Origin of the sequence: Algoriphagus taiwanensis (assembly GCF_036245645.1) — a bacterium.
In the GTDB taxonomy this organism is placed as follows: Bacteria; Bacteroidota; Bacteroidia; order Cytophagales; family Cyclobacteriaceae; genus Algoriphagus; species Algoriphagus taiwanensis.
The window spans coordinates 1-17,500 of the sequence record NZ_BTPE01000002.1; the positions used below are offsets into that span (position 1 = coordinate 1).

Annotated in this window: 16 protein-coding genes; 8 read left to right on the top strand and 8 right to left on the bottom strand. The window is 46.5% G+C overall.

Going from position 1 to position 17,500, the window contains the following annotated elements:
• Positions 1-349: 349 nt before the first annotated feature.
• Positions 350-967 (top strand): OmpW family outer membrane protein, encoded by a 618-nt coding sequence (locus AAA938_RS02150; RefSeq protein ID WP_338226973.1) that lies wholly within the window; start codon positions 350-352, stop codon positions 965-967.
• 219 nt (positions 968-1,186) lie between these two features.
• Here the strand turns inward: AAA938_RS02150 and AAA938_RS02155 are convergent, their stop codons facing one another.
• The 5 genes from AAA938_RS02155 to AAA938_RS02175 all read right to left on the bottom strand — a co-directional run bounded on the left by AAA938_RS02155 (position 1,187) and on the right by AAA938_RS02175 (position 5,598).
• Positions 1,187-1,609, bottom strand: coding sequence for a nuclear transport factor 2 family protein (locus tag AAA938_RS02155; RefSeq protein WP_338226974.1), 423 nt, complete (start codon positions 1,607-1,609; stop codon positions 1,187-1,189).
• Between the two features lie 18 nt (positions 1,610-1,627).
• Positions 1,628-1,981: a lipocalin/fatty acid-binding family protein gene (locus AAA938_RS02160; RefSeq protein WP_338226975.1), complete on the bottom strand. Its 354-nt coding sequence runs from the start codon at positions 1,979-1,981 to the stop codon at positions 1,628-1,630.
• Between the two features lie 77 nt (positions 1,982-2,058).
• Entirely contained in the window at positions 2,059-2,598 is a 540-nt protein-coding gene (locus AAA938_RS02165) for a methylated-DNA--[protein]-cysteine S-methyltransferase (protein WP_338226976.1), read from the bottom strand.
• 65 nt (positions 2,599-2,663) lie between these two features.
• A complete protein-coding gene (locus AAA938_RS02170) occupies positions 2,664-4,115 on the bottom strand; it encodes an aldo/keto reductase (protein ID WP_338226977.1) in 1,452 nt (483 codons plus the stop codon).
• 1 nt (position 4,116) lies between these two features.
• On the bottom strand, positions 4,117-5,598 hold the full coding sequence (locus tag AAA938_RS02175; RefSeq protein ID WP_338226978.1) for an APC family permease: 1,482 nt from the start codon (positions 5,596-5,598) through the stop codon (positions 4,117-4,119).
• Between the two features lie 172 nt (positions 5,599-5,770).
• Between AAA938_RS02175 and pta the strand changes: the two genes are divergently transcribed.
• The gene (gene pta / locus AAA938_RS02180) at positions 5,771-7,861 is read left to right on the top strand and encodes a phosphate acetyltransferase (protein WP_338226979.1); all 2,091 of its coding nucleotides are present in this window, start codon (positions 5,771-5,773) and stop codon (positions 7,859-7,861) included.
• Between the two features lie 259 nt (positions 7,862-8,120).
• The gene (locus tag AAA938_RS02185; RefSeq protein WP_338226980.1) at positions 8,121-9,320 is read left to right on the top strand and encodes an acetate/propionate family kinase; all 1,200 of its coding nucleotides are present in this window, start codon (positions 8,121-8,123) and stop codon (positions 9,318-9,320) included.
• A 7-nt stretch (positions 9,321-9,327) separates the two neighbouring features.
• On the opposite strand, the gene AAA938_RS02190 is transcribed toward AAA938_RS02185, so the two are convergent.
• From AAA938_RS02190 to AAA938_RS02200, 3 genes are read right to left on the bottom strand one after another with little or no spacing between them, the layout of a single operon-like run.
• Complete coding sequence (locus tag AAA938_RS02190; protein ID WP_338226981.1) at positions 9,328-12,054, bottom strand: CHAT domain-containing protein; 2,727 nt, start codon at positions 12,052-12,054, stop codon at positions 9,328-9,330.
• Positions 12,051-12,794 (bottom strand): hypothetical protein, encoded by a 744-nt coding sequence (locus AAA938_RS02195; protein ID WP_338226982.1) that lies wholly within the window; start codon positions 12,792-12,794, stop codon positions 12,051-12,053. Before AAA938_RS02195 ends, AAA938_RS02190 begins: the two co-directional genes overlap by 4 nt.
• Position 12,795: 1 nt before the next feature.
• Positions 12,796-13,329, bottom strand: coding sequence for an RNA polymerase sigma factor (locus AAA938_RS02200; RefSeq protein ID WP_338226983.1), 534 nt, complete (start codon positions 13,327-13,329; stop codon positions 12,796-12,798).
• A 201-nt stretch (positions 13,330-13,530) separates the two neighbouring features.
• On the opposite strand from AAA938_RS02200, the gene AAA938_RS02205 reads away from it, so the two are divergent.
• The 5 genes from AAA938_RS02205 to AAA938_RS02225 all read left to right on the top strand — a co-directional run bounded on the left by AAA938_RS02205 (position 13,531) and on the right by AAA938_RS02225 (position 17,458).
• A complete protein-coding gene (locus tag AAA938_RS02205; RefSeq protein WP_338226984.1) occupies positions 13,531-13,998 on the top strand; it encodes a hypothetical protein in 468 nt (155 codons plus the stop codon).
• 2 nt (positions 13,999-14,000) lie between these two features.
• Positions 14,001-14,873, top strand: coding sequence for a DUF4412 domain-containing protein (locus AAA938_RS02210; protein WP_338226985.1), 873 nt, complete (start codon positions 14,001-14,003; stop codon positions 14,871-14,873).
• A 3-nt stretch (positions 14,874-14,876) separates the two neighbouring features.
• On the top strand, positions 14,877-15,461 hold the full coding sequence (locus tag AAA938_RS02215; protein WP_338226986.1) for a hypothetical protein: 585 nt from the start codon (positions 14,877-14,879) through the stop codon (positions 15,459-15,461).
• Between the two features lie 11 nt (positions 15,462-15,472).
• Positions 15,473-16,171, top strand: coding sequence for a hypothetical protein (locus tag AAA938_RS02220; protein WP_338226987.1), 699 nt, complete (start codon positions 15,473-15,475; stop codon positions 16,169-16,171).
• A gap of 72 nt (positions 16,172-16,243) precedes the next feature.
• Positions 16,244-17,458 carry a hypothetical protein gene (locus AAA938_RS02225; protein WP_338226988.1) on the top strand — a complete coding sequence of 405 codons (1,215 nt, stop codon included), beginning with the start codon at positions 16,244-16,246 and terminating at the stop codon, positions 17,456-17,458.
• Positions 17,459-17,500: the final 42 nt, after the last annotated feature.

Here is a 17,500-nt window from a genome sequence, read left to right on the forward strand (position 1 = left end):
GGAAACAAAACTCCTGAAGAAATCCATCAAACCAATCAAAAAACAGATCGATTGTGGAAAAACTATTACCCCAAAAACCGTACACTTGTAAACCAATAAAAGGACTAACAGAAATAGTCAATCAGTATCAGGATTTAAACAATAACCTGTAAACTATTTTTAGGACGAGTCAGTCTGACTTCCAAACTAGGGTCAATTTGAGGTGCACCAAGGTTATTGATATTTTTTTTCACTTGGGCATAGGGGTAAAATCCTTCTGAATTGTCCTATACCTGAAAACTAAACCTGAGACAGTCTGACCAGCCTTTAAATCAGGCTAGTTGGCTGTCAGACTTAAAAATCAAACACTATGAAACGATTATTCATTCTCGTCATCTTCTTTGCCACAGTGCAAGTTGCTTTTGCCCAGCGGGCAGATTCTTTTCGGTTCCAGATGGATTTGGGTGCTGCTGCTCCAGGTGGAGGTGGAATCGGAGCCTTGGTCAATTTGGAGCCCCAGATTTTGGTAAAAGACAATCTGGCTCTCGGGATGCGATTTGCCGCAGTGGGGATGGCCAAAGATGTCACTTACTACGAAATCCCTGATGACTATGACGGGGAGCTTGGCGCCAATTTCTCCTTCTCCGCCACAGCCAATTACTACTTCAATCGGGAGAATTCACGGGTGGCACCCTATGTAGGAGCGGGATTTGGCTACTATGTTTTGAGCAATCTGGATGTGGACAGTCGAGACTCCGATTGGGAGCAGTTGGATGAGTTGAAAGCTTCTTTTGCCTGGGCACCAATGGTCCGAGCCGGGGTAGAGGTGGGTAAGTTTCGGGCGGGTCTGGAATACAACTTTGTTCCCAATTCTGATCTTCAAAACTTTGATGGAGACATTGTAGGTGAAGCCACCAACAGGTATTTTGGCTTTACCTTGGGTTATTTTATTGGAGGAGGAAGATGGGGGAGAAAGGGCTGGAATTAATATTTCCCAAAAGTTTAGAAGGTTTTAATAGTGAAAAAACCTGTATAAATAGTAAAGCTGGTCACCTTGAGCGGAGTCGAAAGGTCCTCGACTCCGCTCGGACTGACCTAATTTTCGTTTTTAAATCAAATAATCGTTTGTAACGGCTAATTTCCGATTAGCCATGAAGTAAATGGGAAAATTGGGTAAAAAGAATTAATGAAGAATCTCAACAATTTTTTACGGCCTTCGAAAGGCTTGGCGGCCCAAGAGCTTCCACTTTCCCTTTTCCTTTACCCAAACCATCATCACTCCCAGTTTGAGGTTATTGAGGGTGCCATTGCTTTCGATGTCCGCATCCACTTCATGCCGGACAATAGCGGTAGTTTTGTTATGAATCACAATAAAGAGGTCTGACATGTCCCATCGCTGATAATCTGCGCTTTTCGAGGAGAATACTTCAAGAAATTCACTTTGGGTCTCAATAGTGCCTCCAGAATGCCCATAGCTCAGCGCCGGGGAAGTAAGCTCTGCTAGAGTAGCTGCATCACTTTCCAGCATAGCTACTTTCATTTTTTGGACAGCCTTTTCAATTTCTTCTGTGGATTGAGCCAAGCCGATTTGGCTAAAGAGTCCCAAAAAAAGGATCAATATGTATTTCATGGTCTCGGTGGTTAAGGTTTATTTTCTTTTTCCCTGAAATGTCCCTGTGGCCATTCCTGCCAAGTCCACCGAACCCTTGATTTCCTGTGCGGTCGCAGTTCCGTCATAGGTGATTTTATTGCCTTGGATCGAAAACTCAAGGTGAAGTACATCGCCTTTGAGAGTTCCAGTTACCGGAGCATCTCCCAAACTTCCGGTGTAGGTTCCGGTAATGTTTTCGCCTTCCTGCTTGAGGACAAAAGTCGGCGCCCCGCTTCCCATATCCGTATTCACATCCACGACCCAAGTGCCTGTCAGGTCGATTTTATCCTGAGCTTGGAGGCTGCCTGTGCCGATCACCAGGATAAAGAGAAAGAAAATAAGATTTTTCATGATTGTATAGAATTAGATTAAAAGGTTAAAACCATGAAAAAGATAGTAAAAAAGAAGAAGCGGTGGATACTTCAGAGCTAAAAGAGCGCGATTTGGTTTTTGTCCGCGGATGCTTTTACTCCTTCCAGAAGCAGCAGTTTTTTCTTGGCATCAAGACCTCCCGCATAGCCGACCAGACTGCCATCCGATCCGATAATTCGGTGGCAGGGGATGATAATCGAAATCGCATTCGCCCCATTGGCAGAAGCCACGGCCCGGATCGCATCCGGATTTCCCAATTGCTGACTGAGTTCCAAATAGGACGCGGTCTTTCCAAAGGGTATCTGAAGCAGGGCCTTCCACACTTGGTTTTGAAAAGGAGTGCCTACCGGAAGGAGAGGCAGGTCAAAGGTTTTTCTTTTTCCCTCAAAATACTCCTTAAGCTGATTGATAGCATCTGCAAATACAGGAGAATCTCCTTCGACAAACTCGGCATTTAACCCTGCCTGAATCCTTGCATCGATGGATTTTCGCATTTTTCTGTACTTCCAGTCGCAGAGGCAAAGCTGATTGTCGAAAGCCCCAAGAATCAGGTCCCCAAAGGGAGTTTTGAAGGTTTGGGTGTGGATTTTTTTCATCTTGAGGAAAGGAAATGCTTTGCTGCTAGTTAGACTATTTTGTCGGTAAAAACCCGAACCTTGGCTTATTCTACGACAGCTTCCGCCTCAATTTCTACCAAATACTCATCTCCGATCAAATCTGCCCTGACCATGGTGTTGGCAGGTTGGATTTCTCCAAACCGCTTCCCGTGAGCTCGTGAAATCGGTTCCCATTGATCTACATTTCGGATAAAAATCCTCGTGCGCACCACATCCTCCATTTTTCCTCCCAAAGAAAGAATCGCACCTTCGATCTTATCCAGAATGAAATTAGTCTGGGCAGCAGGATCTTTTCCTCCAATGGCCCTAGAACCATGCGTGGCCGTGGTGCCGGAGACCAAAATCCGGTTGCCTTTCTTCACTGCCCGGCTAAATCCTGCGATATCTTCCCAAATCGTACCGCTCAGAGCCTTGGTCCTTCCGTCCGAACCTGCCTTGGTAGGATAAGGGACTGGAAAGCTATCCAAATGATGACTCAGATCCCCTGAAGCAGTCAGGAAGGGCGGTTTTCGGTATTCATCTCCGCAATCTCCGGGGATTTTCTGGAGTTCGGTCAAAGCTTTTTGGATAGCGGCCTCCTCGTTTTCACTTAGGGAAAAGGAGAAAAGCTGCTGATTCTCTTCCAGATGTTGACTTTGGCCCAGCCTCGCGCCGATGATTACTCCTCCCACAGCAGGTCGGGTCATGATAAAATGACTCGCCAAGGTGGAAATGCTGACTCCTTTTGCTTTTGCAATGGGCTGGAGAACCTGCAAGAGCTGCTGGTAGCGCTCCCAACCCCCAGCCGAATCAATGTATCGCTTGTTCTTCATCTGAGACCAGGTCAGGGATTCATCCAGCTTGGGTTCGGATTTCCCCAGCCATTTTTCGGACAAAAATCCTCCGGCTAGCGTCCCAAAGGCCAGGAGTTTGACTCCGTGCTTTTGGCAGAGAGCGGTCATCTCTCCGGCAGCCCGCTGATCCAAAAGGGAATAGCAAACCTGATTGGAAACGACTTCAATGCCGGAATTGAGGACGATATTCAGATGAGCTGTGTCAAAATTGGTCAACCCCAAATGCCCGATCAGGCCTTCTTCCTTGAGTTCCTGAAGCCAAAAAAGCGCATCCAGCCAGCCCGGATGGGCATATTGCCAGGCATGAAACTGCATCAAATCGATCCGCTCAGACTGCATTCGGGATAATGCCGTTTGTACGGCTTCCCGAACTTGGGCCTTGCTCAGATTGCCAGGAGAAGGCACCCATTTGGTGAAGTGTTGGGCTAGGTCTTGCCCGTAGGTTTTTCGAAAAACCCCTGAAATTTCCTCTGCTGACCCATAATGATCCGCCATGTCAAAGGTATGAAAGCCGGCATCCACGTAGGATTTCATGGCTTGGGCAGCGGGAACCGGGTCCACTTTTTTGCCATCCCGCTCCATATCTGCGATTTGCCAAAGGCCGATCAATGCTCGGGAAATGCTCAGTCCGGGGGCAAGTTCTATCGTTTTTGAAATTGACATCTTATTCAGGGGGTAATTGGGAAAATTGATTTTTGAGCTCAGGGTTTTGGGAAAATTTGTTTTTCCAGCGGAAAATGAAATACAGGGTGGCCAAGGCCATCACCAAAAGCCAAATCCAGGTGGAGTGAAAGTACCATTCCGAAAGCGGAGTTTGTAAGTCTTTGACGATATGGATGATCAAAAATCCACTCAGGAAGATTACCCCGGCAAAGCCCACCATTCGCTGAAGGAATGGGCTTTTGAGCACAATAATCCGTTCGTACAGAGTGGGGTTCACCTTCGGGAAGAAAAGCAGGGAAAGGCACATCAGTAGGAAATTGACCAGCATGGAGGTGACCATAATGTCTATGCCGAGAAAGAAGTCTCCGGCGAAATGGCTTCCCAAAATCCCCAACGTAGAAACCAGCCCGCTGAGCAAAATGGCCAGATAGGGGCTTTGGTATTTCGGATGAACTGCCGAAAGTCGGGAAGGGAAAATGCCATCCTCTGCCCAGGAAAAGACCAGTCTGGAAACCGAAAGTATCATGGCCGGAAGATCGTTCAAGAGGGCAATGGCTGCTCCCAAAAGGATCAAAACGCCCAAGCCCGAAGGCAAAACATAGCTGAGCAATCCAGCTGCCGTGAGGTCCTTTTTGAGGGATTCCTCCGCCACAAACTGCCAAGGCACGGTATGATACACGGCGTAGGTGAAGGCAAAATAGAATAAGCCCACTCCGAAAATGGCCAAACCAATAGCTCGGGGGAGGTTTTTCTCCGGATTTTTCGCCTCTCCTCCTGCCTGAGCAATGGCATCAAAGCCGATAAAGCTGGAAAAAAGCAAGGCTGCGGCCGAGAGGAAGGTTTTCCAGTGGAAAGTGCCGGGATATAGGTCTTGGGTTTGTTGGTCTTTTTCCTGAAGGGCAAAAAGAAAATCACTTTGCTCGTAAGCCAAACCGCAAACAATCACAATGGCTCCCAGGCCAAACATCAATAGCATCAGAGGGATTAGAGTTTTTTCATAAAACTTGACTCCCAAAATATTGATCCCCACAAAAGCCCAAAGTAGGGCAAGAGAAAGCAAAACCCGGACGCTTCCGATTTCCAGGAAATCCGCAAAATCAGACCATCCCAAGGCCTGCGCCACATCCCGAAAGAAGGGCACTACTACATAAGCGATGACCCCAATGACGATGGACAGCCCAAACCACTGGGAAAAGCTGGCCGCAAAACCAAAATAGGGATGGATTGCCCGGCTGGCATAGAGATAGGATCCTCCCGCTCTGGGCATGGCAGAAGCCAAAATCGTATAGGCCAAGGCCGCAAATACCGCCGGAATCGCTGCAAAGAGAAAGGCAGGAAGCACGTAGGGGCCGATTCCCGGTACATTTCGCTGGATCATAAAGGGCACCACGTAGATCGAGGCTCCGATCATGGAGCAGATTCCTGTTGCAGCCAGGCCCAACAGCCCGAGTTGGCGGGAAAGGTGAGGGGGTGTTTGGTTCATCTTTGGCTAAAATGACAAGAAGCAGGAAACCCTGCAACTGGAAGCTTGAAATTTGGAAGCTTTTCGGGATTTATTCGGATATTTTTCCTTTCAGAACCTGATTTTGATCAGGCTTTTCGGGAGAAGTTTTCCGGACTTTTGTTAGCATAGAGTTCCCAATCAGCTTTTCATTATGACCAACGCAGTTTACCTCACCACTACAGAGCCATTTTCAGGGAAATCCATATTTGCCCTCGGCCTGGTTAACCTTTTGGCTTCCAAAACCGACAAAATCGCCTATTTCAAGCCCATCATCACCGTTCAGAAGGATCATCGGGATCGGCGACTTGAGCTGATCAAGCAGCACTTTAAGCTCGCTCTGCCCTATGAGGATATGTTTGCCTTCACCATCGAAAGGGCTTTCAAGGAGATCAACCGAAAGAATGAGGCAGCGCTGATCGATACGATTATCGACAAGTTTCAGCGCATCCGGGAGAGCTCTGACTTTGTGGTCGTGGAGGGGACGGATTTTGCAGGGATAGCGACCAATCTGGAGTTTGACGGGAACGTGTCGGTAGCCAAAAACCTGGGGATTCCCGCGGTGATTATCGTCAACTGTGCCCACAAGACCGTGATGCAGATCGTCGAGCAGGCCATCGCCACAGTTAATTCCTTCTTGGCCGAAGGGGTGCAGGTGCTGACTTTGGTAGCCAATAAGGTAGAACGCGGAAAAGAAGAAGAAATCAAAGCCCGATTACAGGAGGTTTTGTCCAGAGATATTCTGATCAGCACCATTCCTTCCCATATGGAGCTGAGCAATCCTACCATGGAGGAGATCAAGGATTCCATGGGGGCCAAGGTGATTTTAGGAGAAAAGCTCCTCACCAATCGGGTAGACCATACCATCGTCGGAGCCATGCAGCTGAGGAATTTCCTTCAGCGGGTGGAAAACAATACCTTGGTGATCACTCCGGGTGATCGGGGAGATATCATCATCGGAGCCTTGCAGGCCAATATTTCTAAGAATTTCGGGAAAATATCCGGGCTGATTCTTTCCGGAGGCATGCTTCCCGAGGATTCCATTGTGCAGCTGATTGAGGGTTTGGAGACGGTGGTGCCTATCCTTCAGGTGGAGGAAGCGACCTTTGAGGTGGTCACTGAGGTGAGCAATATCAAGGCAAGAATCGCCGCGGAGGACAAGGAGAAAATCGCCATTGCCGTCCGGCTTTTTGAAGAAGCCATAGATGAAAAGGCGCTAACAGAAAAGCTGATCGGTTTCCATTCAGAGGTGCTTACTCCGAGAATGTTCCAATACCAGTTGGTCAAGCGGGCCAAATCCTCCATCAAGCACATTGTCCTTCCCGAGGGCGAGGATGACCGGATTTTGATGGCGGCAGATCAGTTGATCAAGCAGGGCGTGGTCAAATTGACCCTTTTGGGCAATCGGGAGTCTATCGAGTTGGGAATCAAAAGGCTGAATTTGTCTTTGGACCTGAATTCCATAGCGATCGAAAGTCCCTTGGCTTCCGATCGGTACGAGACCTATGCTCAGACGCTTTTCGAACTGAGGAAAAACAAAGGAATCACGCTGGAGATGGCTCGGGATCTGATGCAGGACGTGTCTTATTTCGGGACCATGATGGTCTTCCGGGGAGATGCAGACGGGATGGTCTCCGGGGCGGTGCATACCACCCAACATACCATCCGTCCGGCCTTGCAGTTTGTGAAGACCAAGCCGGGAGTGAATACGGTTTCCTCGGTCTTTTTTATGTGTTTGCCCAATCGGGTTTCAGTTTTCGGGGATTGTGCAGTCGTGCCCAACCCCACTTCCGAGCAGTTGGCGGATATCGCGATCTCCTCGGCGGAGTCGGCTAGGATGTTTGGCATCGAACCCAAAATCGCCATGCTTTCCTACTCTTCCGGGACTTCGGGAGAAGGGGAGGAAGTGGAAAAAGTCCGAAAAGCCACCGAGTTGGTGAAAGTCCGGCGTCCTGACCTCAAGGTGGAGGGGCCGATCCAATATGATGCGGCCGTAGATCCAATCGTGGGAAAAAGCAAATTGCCCAACTCCGAAGTGGCCGGGCAGGCGAGTGTCCTGATCTTCCCGGATCTGAATACCGGAAACAATACCTACAAAGCCGTGCAGCGGGAAACAGGCGCTATCGCCATCGGTCCGATGCTACAAGGCCTGAATAAACCGGTCAATGACCTAAGCCGGGGTTGCACGGTGATTGATATCTTCAATACGGTGGTGATCACGGCGATACAGGCGCAAGAGCAATGAGCAATGAGCAATTTTCAATTACCAATGAGCAATGACCAAGGCGCAATTACCAATTATCAAAGTATTTACGATTTACGAATTTTGATTTACGAGATTCAATTGAACTCCAACCCTCATTTACAGATTTAAACTTAATAATCTCAAACTATTCACTTACCCTTCATCGGAGACGTAGGCTGCGGCTCACGAAACATTGAACACTTGTGCTGAGCTTGTCGAAGCATCTGACACCGGTCTTCCGTCTCCCGTCTTTTCAACCATGAACATCTTCGTCATCAATTCCGGCTCGAGCTCGATTAAGTACCAACTCATTTCCATGCCTGAAATGCAGGTCAAATGCTCCGGGCTCGTGGATCGGATCGGTTTGGAGGGAGCCAAAGTGGAACACAAAGCCTTTCTGCCGAGCGGAGAAGTGAAAAAGGTACTGGAAATGCCGGTTCCTACGCATGCGGTGGGTTTGCAGCAGGTAGCCCAACTCCTGACTGATTCAGAAGTCGGGGTGATTGACAGCCCTTCAGAAGTGGAAGTCGTAGGGCATCGGGTGGTGCATGGGGGAGAAAAGTTTGCCTCAACCCAAGTGATTACTCCCGAAGTCAAAGCCAAAATCAAAGAACTCTTTCCCTTGGCTCCCCTGCACAATCCGGCCAATTTTCTCGGAATCGAGGTGGCGGAGCAGATTTTTCCCCAAGCCCAACAGGTAGCGGTGTTCGATACAGCCTTTCATCAGACCATGCCTGCGGTGGCCTATCGCATGGCCATTCCGAATGAACTGTATGAAAAGGAAGGAATCCGCTCCTATGGATTTCATGGCACCAGCCACAAGTACGTCTCCGAGCAGGCGATCCAACTGTTGGGAAAGACCCATTCCAAAATCATCACCATTCACTTGGGCAATGGCTGCAGCATGACGGCGATTCAGGATGGGAAATGCGTGGATACCAGCATGGGCTTGGGGCCAATGAATGGGCTGATAATGGGTACCCGGGCCGGAGATATCGACCAAAGCGTGATTTTTCACCTGGTCAAGGAACTGGGCTACACGCTCGATGAAGTGAATACGATTCTCAATAAGAAAAGCGGGATGCTGGGCCTGACCGGATTCAGCGATATGCGGGATATCGGCAAGCGGTACGAAGCGGGCGAACCTGAGGCTATTCTGGCCTACGAACTCTACGCCTATCGGATCAAAAAGTATATCGGTTCCTTCGCTGCGGCGATGAACGGGCTGGATGCGATTGTCTTTACCGGAGGAGTAGGGGAAAATGACCAAAGAACCCGAAGCCTGGTCTGCACCCAACTGGATTTCCTAGGCATCCAACTCGATCCGGAGAAAAACAAACTCCCCAATTCCGGTCCTCGGGCTATCCAATCTCCCGATTCCAAAGTCCAAATCTGGGTGATCCCTACCAATGAGGAATTGGAGATAGCGAAGCAGTGTTTTGGGGTGGTGAAGAAGTAAATGAATTTTATTTTCGGACTCTTTTCCTTACAAACCAGATCAAAACCAAGAAGATGCCGCAGCCTATTGCGAGGTAAATAGCTATGCCATGTAAGGATAGGGGGGTGTTTTCGCCTTGAACAATAAATCCAGCCCAATAATAAGGGTGGGTTCGTAGTCCTTTGTTGTTTTCAAGATACCTAAGCTGGGCCAATTGCAGTGCCTCATCTTTTTCAAGGCCTTTACCCAATTCTTCATAGAAATAATCCATCAGTTCGGAAGTGCTTTGATCATTCACATCCCAAAGACTCATCACCAGACTTTTCACTCCTGCAAAAGAAAAAGCATTGCCTAGACTTTGGACACCTCTTCCGGTCTCGAAGTGTCCAAACCCTGTTTTACAGGCGCTCAATCCCAAGAAGTCCAAGGGGATATGCAGGTTGTAGATTTCGTAGGAATAGAGGTTTTTTGTCGAATCGTTTTGGTCAAAAGCTATCCAAGAGGGTGTTTCCCGTTCCCCCGGATAAAAGGCATGTGTGGCCAGATGAATCACCTTTTCGGATTGAGCAATGCTGATGAATTGTTTTTTTTCTGCTAAAGTGCCTGTGAAGGCATTAATTTTAAACGATTTGGACAAGTTGTCCACCTCAGCGCTAGTTCCAGGGAGGTTGCCTGATTCTCTGCGAGACAAAGCACCTGGATCATTGGAGTAAAAGGGTGCAAATACCTGAAGGGTAGGAGGAAGAATTCGGGTCGTACTCGTACTTTGCTTTAATAGACTTCCGATTGTAGGTTGATATGAAACTCGGTGCTTTGCCACTAAATAATCTCCCTGTGGATTGGAGTTTAGTGCATGAAATGGAATCATCTGAATTTTTCCATAAGGAATGAGCATAAAAGCAGATGCTCCATTCATCAGGTTTCCAATTAGACTTGGATATAGGTTGGCTCCAAGGATCAAATGTTTTCTGTTGTTGTCGGGAGAAGACAAGGCTAGGCTGAAATCAACCAGATTTTGATCAAAATTCTGAATGGGAACCGGGTCGAAAAATATCGTTTCTTCATTCTTTCCAATCCTGTAGATGAACCTTTCGTCATAGAAGTAGGTCAGGAAGTTTCCCTTCCATTGGGTGAGCTTACTCAGATCCTCTTTCCCAAAAGAATATCTAAATCTGTAGTATTCTGGGAATTTCTTTAAAATCATCTGATTCAACGAATCCTGCTGGAAGAATAGCTCCAAAAGAGCAGTCTCGTTTTCTTTGCTTGGGGTACTTTTAAGAATATATTGTTGCAGGAGAATCTTCGACCTTAGTTCTTTTTCTTTTTTGATTATCCTCCTGTCTATACCAAAATCCAATTGACTGGATTCGGGAATGAGTACGGTATTTGATTCAAAAGCTAAATTGAACTCGATCACTTTCAGTGCTGCCACCCAAAATTTTTCATCACGACTTTGATCAAAGGCGGTATGCATTGCCTCAATGCTTAGTGAATTTGCCACTTGGATGAGGTCTTCCATGGGTGGAAGAAAACTTATACCAAGCCGCTGGGAGATATCAACTAGAAAATCATAAAAGTCCATCCATAGTTCCAAGGATTCTTGGGGAGAACCTTGCTTGGCAATCTCCAGTAGCAGCTCAGCCTGACCCCGAGGATCTTTTGGTAGTGGAAGGACTGCTTGATTTAAGATATTCTGGATCACTTCTTTAGCTTCTTTTTCTTTTCCCGATTCCTGAAGTAATGCCAGGTTTGCGGCCAAAAATCCCGGAAAATCGGAAGTGTGGAGTGATTTGGCTAGGATTTGGGAATTGGCCTTTTCCACCCATTTTTGAGCCTCATCCCATTCCCCTAGGTCTGTAGTGATCCTAATCATCGCAGTGTAAGCTTTGATGCGTTCGACCAGATTAATTTGGTTGTCTGATTCCAGGATTTCGATTCGGTTCAGTTGACTACTTTTGGCAGAGGTCAGGTCTCCCCTCTTTGCTGAAAGGTCAGAAATAGAACCTAAAATACTCTGCTCTAAGGCTTTGGGCTTGAAGTCTGGATGGAGCATTTGGAATCCAGTTTGGGACTTTTCCAACCAAGATTTGGCAGGAACAAAAAGTCCGGCAGCTAAGTATACCTGTCCCAGATTTTTCTGTAAAGCGACCTTACGAAACTCAAAATGCTCCTGAGGACCCGGGTAGTTGGTTTTCCGGAGTTCATGGTTTTTGAGTTCTTCATTTGCCAGTTGAATGGCTTTGGTGTACTGTCCGGTTTTGACAGCCAGTAGTCCTGTGACGGTGAGTTCTTTGGTGGAGATCCCCAGTTTGTTCTTCAGTTGCTGTAGCTGATCCAATTGATCCTGAGCTCCCTCGAGATCTCCATATTCATGAAGAAAAACGGCATAATGCATGTAGATTTGTTGCCTTATTTCTTCATCCTGAAGCAATCCGGAATTTTCTTTTTCCTTCAATTCCAGAAAAATTTCGTTCGCTACAGCATAGTTGCCAGCAAATGATTCAATGATCCGCAGATTGAGCATATACTCTGCCCAGACATCAAACCAGCTTTGCCTTTCCGCGATTTCGATGATCTTTTTTAGGTATGCGTTGGATTCTTCAATTTGATTCTGTTGGTATAGCTCATAGCCTATTGAGTCATATTTCAGTAGGAGTAGCGTATCTTCTTCTGCGCTTTGGCCAATTGCTTTTCCACCATTTAGACAAAGAAAAATACCAAACAGAAGGCCGTTTACTTTTCTATACTTTCTCATTTGTTTGGGGCTTCCTTTTCCAATTGTTCCAAAAGCTTACCGGCATTGATGTATTCATAGCCTTGTCGCAGGAATAGGTTTCTGAGTTGCTGCTGAGCTTCTTCCTTTTTTCCAGAATAGAGTAAAGCCAGTGCCAGATACCAATCTTTGACATCTCCAAAGGATCCTTTCTCCTCCGAAGTCCAAGAGTGATTTTCCAGCAGTTTGATTGAATTGTCCCAATCCTGCAATTCCATATTTGACATGGCCTCGTAAAATACCCACTCATCTTTGGACTCAGTTTCATTGAGTTGATCAAAAAGCTCGGCAGCTTTTGCAAATTCTCGGTTTTCATAGGCCATAAATGCCTCCCAAGCCGGGTCTTCTTTTTCCTCTCCTCTTACAAAAGGCAATACCGTATTGGGGTAGGATTCAAAATAGCTAAGGTAGTCTGTAGCTGGCTTCTGAGCGGATTGTGTCCAGAATAGATATCCCAGTCCCAAAAGAAGAGGAATCATGGCAGCTGCTACCCAAGTTTTCCATTTGCTGGAAGCAGTCTCCTGATCAAGATTTCGGACTCGGATGCGAAGCTCCTCTCTTGATTGCCGATGAATCATTCGGCGGAGCCGTTTTTCATCTTCTAGCTGCATTCTCAGCGTTTCGGATTGGGATAAGGCTTGTTCCAATTCCGCCTTGGTTTTTGGGTCCAGTCTTCCCATCAGGTAGTCTGGCAGCATAGCAGCAAAATCAGGTTGACTCATATTATTTCATTTGTTTTTTTAGATGCTGCATGCAGCGATACTTTTGACTTTTTGCTGTTTCAGCATTGGGATAATTCATCTCTTTGCTGATCCTGGCCATGTCCCATCCCAGGTAATAGAAGGCTTGCAGGATTTTTCGGCATTGCTCACCAAGCTTTTCAAAGGCACTTCCGAGCTGTCTTTCCCGCTCATCTTCCTCCTCCAATTCTTCCCATTCCAAGGCTTCTGCATGGATATCAGGATTCCATTCTTCTGTTCGGTGCTGAATAAGCTGCCCGAGTTTACCTGCTACCAGGTGTCGGCAGATCCCGAGAAGGTAGCCATCCAGATCACCGCTTACAGCATCCAGTTTGCCTTTGAGTGCAGCTTCATATAGTCTGACAAAAGCCTCCTGATAGACATCCTGCAGGGAATCTCGATCCAGTTTTCCTCGATATATTTTTAGAAATCGCTCTTTTACAGCTTGGTAAAAAGGTCTGATTCCAGCATCATGATTTGTTTGGAAAGCAAGGATTAACCGTTGGCTAGCATTCATACAAAAAGGGGTACTTAAAAGGGAGAAAAAGTAAACCCTTAAAAAAAGGAAAATTTTTTTCAGTATCAGGGTTTACCTTTTTCTTTTTTGCCCTACCCCCTCCTGAAAGTCGACTTTTTCAAAACCAAATCAATCTCAAAATGAATGCAAATCTGCCTGGCAAAAGTCGGGTAGGGTCATCAAAAATTAAATTTTACTGTCATGAAGAAATACCTAATCATCGGGCTAATTGCCCTATTCCAACTGGGCAATAAACTACATGCCCAGGTTCTGATCAAGGATGAGATCAACTCAAAAGCGCTACAAGCTTTTCAAAAAGACCCGCAAAAGTTTCTGGTAAACTGGGATGAAGGGAACCTAATTGGCTATCGCTTGGAATTTGAAGAAAAAGAATGGGCAAAAAAGTACCCGGAAGGCATCCCGGTGGTCTTGCAGTCCAAAATTCTGAGAAAAGGTGAAGAGGTCTTTGTCTCCAATCCGGTGAAGGACACCCTTTTTCCTGGGAACATTTTCTTCCCGGGCAATATCCTGTTTCCCGGAAACATCTTGGACGGTTTGAGTCCGGGAAGCTATGAGCTGCAGATTCAGATGCAGATCAAGGATGAGAGCCTGAGCGAGTCGCTCAACAAATACCCCAGAGTCATTCCATTCAAATTTCAAATCCGATAACTATGAAAAGGTCTATACTACTGGTAGTCGGAACTGTCTTGCTCATTCACAGCGCTGAAGCCCAGTTTATCAAATCGCTAAAAGAGCGGGTGAAAATGGCTGCTGAAGAGACTGTGCAGCGAAAGACAGAGGAAAAAGTGGTCGAAAAAACCGATCAGGTAGCCGATAAGGTTTTGGATGCCCCATTTGCGCTATTGCGTGGAGGAAACAAAGAATCAAACGGAGACCAAGACCCCATGGCTATGCTGGAAGGCATGATGAGTGGGACTCGGGCCTCTTACGATGAGGAGTATCACTTCCATACCGAGGTTGTCATGGAGTTTAGCAGTACAGATCAGAAGATCGAGCGACAGCAGATGAGCCAGTTTTATGGAGAAAAAGCAATGATGACCACGCTTCCTCAGACATCCAATAAGACAATCGTGGATTTTGAAAATCGGTCTTCTTTGATTTTAAATGAAGAGAATGGATCCGGGATGGCCATTTCGCTGGATTTCATGTCTGGATTGATGAAAGATGCAGCAGAAGAGGATATGGATTCTCAACCCATGACTTTCCAAAAAACGGGAAATACCAAGGAAATTCTTGGGTACACTTGCTATGAGGTGGTTGGGGAAGACGAGGAGATGCAGTTTCAGGCTTGGTACACTCAGGAATTGGATCTGAAAATGAGTGCCTTGGCCGAAAACCTCGGAAACCTTTTTGGAAATACAGATATCCTCAAAGGTATGGGCGATGATGAAAAAGGGATGGCCCTGGAAATCAAAACACGCAGTAAGAAAAAGGGAGATGCCGTCACCATCAAAGTGCTGGACATCCACACTCAGCCTGTCACAGTCTCTACTTCAAATTATTCCTTCCCTTCAATCCAATAAGCCATGAAAAGAATATTTCAACTCACTATCCTGGCACTGCTAGTGCTGGGCTGCACTTCAAAAAATACAGATGATGTTTCCTTTAGTTCGGGGACTGCCAAAGTGGAATCAGGGGAAGATTACTTTACCCTTTCCATTGAGCGACTTTCCGACGGCAAGACCTTCGAAACTACCCGCACAGGGCCTCAGGAATCCGTATTTGCCAGTTTTGCCAATCAGGAAGATGATCAGGGAGTAAAATTCAGGCATGTGCACCTTTCCTTTCCGGTAGGACTAAAGAACTTCAAGATTGCCTTTCATGGGGATCAACCAGGAAACTATTCCATAGGCGAGGTGCGTGGTATCTACAAAAGTCATATCAACATCTCCCAAATGCTCGATGGGGAATTTGCATCGCTTGAAGCCAAAGAAGCAACTATTAATATCACAAGAATCAAAAGCAAAGAAGGGAAGGTAACTCAAGCTACTCTTGGAGTGACCGACGGCTATGTAGATATGGAGGGGAGTTTTGAAGGGGTTTTCACAGATGGCAAGCAGGACTATCACGTCTCCGGAACATTCAAAACCTGGAATAACCTAACCGACTAAATCTCCGAATCATGAAAACATTCACAGTAGTCTGCGGGCTTTGGCTAGCCTGTATGGGGCAAATTTTTGCCCAATCCAATCCTTGGGAAGGTAGCTGGAACACTACTTTTGGTTCCCTTCATCTGCAGCAGGATGGCAATCGCATCTATGGTGACTATGCTAAACTAGGCGTCATAGATGCCGCTGTAGATGGACAGAACAGAATCAGAGGCGAGTTTACCAATCGAGGAAAGATCGGTCAGTTTTCCTTTGTCCTTTCTGCCGATGGCAAATCTTTCACCGGGAAATGGTGGTGGATGGGTCAGGCTCAAAATCAGGGGGAATGGAAAGGCAGCTTGAGTAGTAAGACCAAACCCCAACTGGAAAGTCATTTTTGGACAGGTGAGTATGTCTTCCATATTCCTCAGGCATCTACAGAAAAGGTCAGAACCAGAAAACTCAGCATTAAACAACGGGGCCTGCAGTTGACGGGGACTTTCGAAGATGGGAAGGCATTTTCAGCCCAACTGAAACCTGACCTCAACAGTCTGGCCTCAGGATACTTCTACATCGGGGACAAAAAATTCTCCCTAGATGGCAAAACATCCAACCCCAACAAGAATACCACTTGGACAGGGGAGTATTGGACCAGAGTAGATCAGAAAAACAGCTACATCGTCAACCTGCAGGGCGTCCAAAATCTGGGCAGTTTCAAATCAAAAACTTACTAAAGGATCCTCAGGGGGACAGGCCTTTTTTAGATAAGACTTAAAAAATCCTAGAAACATTTTATTCAAAAATTGATGAAAAATAAATTAATAACTCTATTCATACTGTGCTGGCTATCAGGCAACCTTTTTGCCCAGAATGGGCTTACAGGCACGTATAGCACCTCTTTCGGTGAAATTAAGATTGTTCAGGAAAATGATGTCATCTACGGTGACTATGGAAGTAAAGGAACCCTGCTAGGGGAAGTGACCTACACTCTGGGAAACACAAAAACGGTAAAAGGTACATTCTATAATAACAATGATAAGGGGAGCTTTGAGTGGATCTTCACTGAGGACCGATATTACAAAAGGAAATTTACAGGAAAATATGGCTGGGGTACATCACTCAACAGTGGAGCATGGAATGGAGAGGATAAAAATCGCACCGTGCCGGCAGACCTGAAGAAAGCTCTCTGGTCTGGCAAGTGGAATACTACCTACGGAGAGATTTTTCTCAAACAAGACGGGAATCAAGTCACTGGAACCTACAGAAACATCGGAACGATCAATGCTACGGTCAAAAACGGTGGCATACTCGAAGGTACCTTTACCAATAATGGAAGCAAAGGCACTTTCTCCTTCAAAATAAAAGATGACAGCTTCGAGGGACTTTGGGGCTGGGGTACCACTGTGGGAAAAGAAAAATGGACAGGTACCAAGGCTGTCAAAACCGGGATAGCTCAATCCAGCACCTCTCCTTTATCAGCCACCCAGCTTTCGACAGGGACACACACGGCTAATACGACCAGACGCTACCGATTGAAATTGTTGGATATCGAAGTACATTCGGTAGATGATGGTCCTGAAGGGATCTATGCAGGATATGAGCTTTTTGGAATTGCCTGGTGCCGGGCCTTTGATGCAAGCGGAAAACAAGTCAACCCCTTCGATGTCACCTATTCAGACAGGTATGGACGTTTTTGGGAAATTTTGCCAAAAAACTATATCAAAACCGATATGAAAGTAGGTGTTAGCTATCCGATTGGCAAGCAGATCACCTTTGATATGCCGTTTCCAGCCTCCAGTGCTGAAGCCACTACACTTCGCAATTCCAAAATTGTATTGACAGTGGAGTTGAAAGACTACGATACCATCAGCTCCTCAGATATTTTGGGCAAAGAGACAATCACCATTCCTCTGAATGAGGTGTCAAAGTATGTTCAAGGTGGCAACCCCGGCAAGGGTAAATTGACCTTTACCCATGGCTCTGGTAAGCTCACGGTCACTTTCCAACTTGAAATTTTGTGAATCTGAACGCCAAATTGTCTGCCGGCTAATGCTGGCAGACAG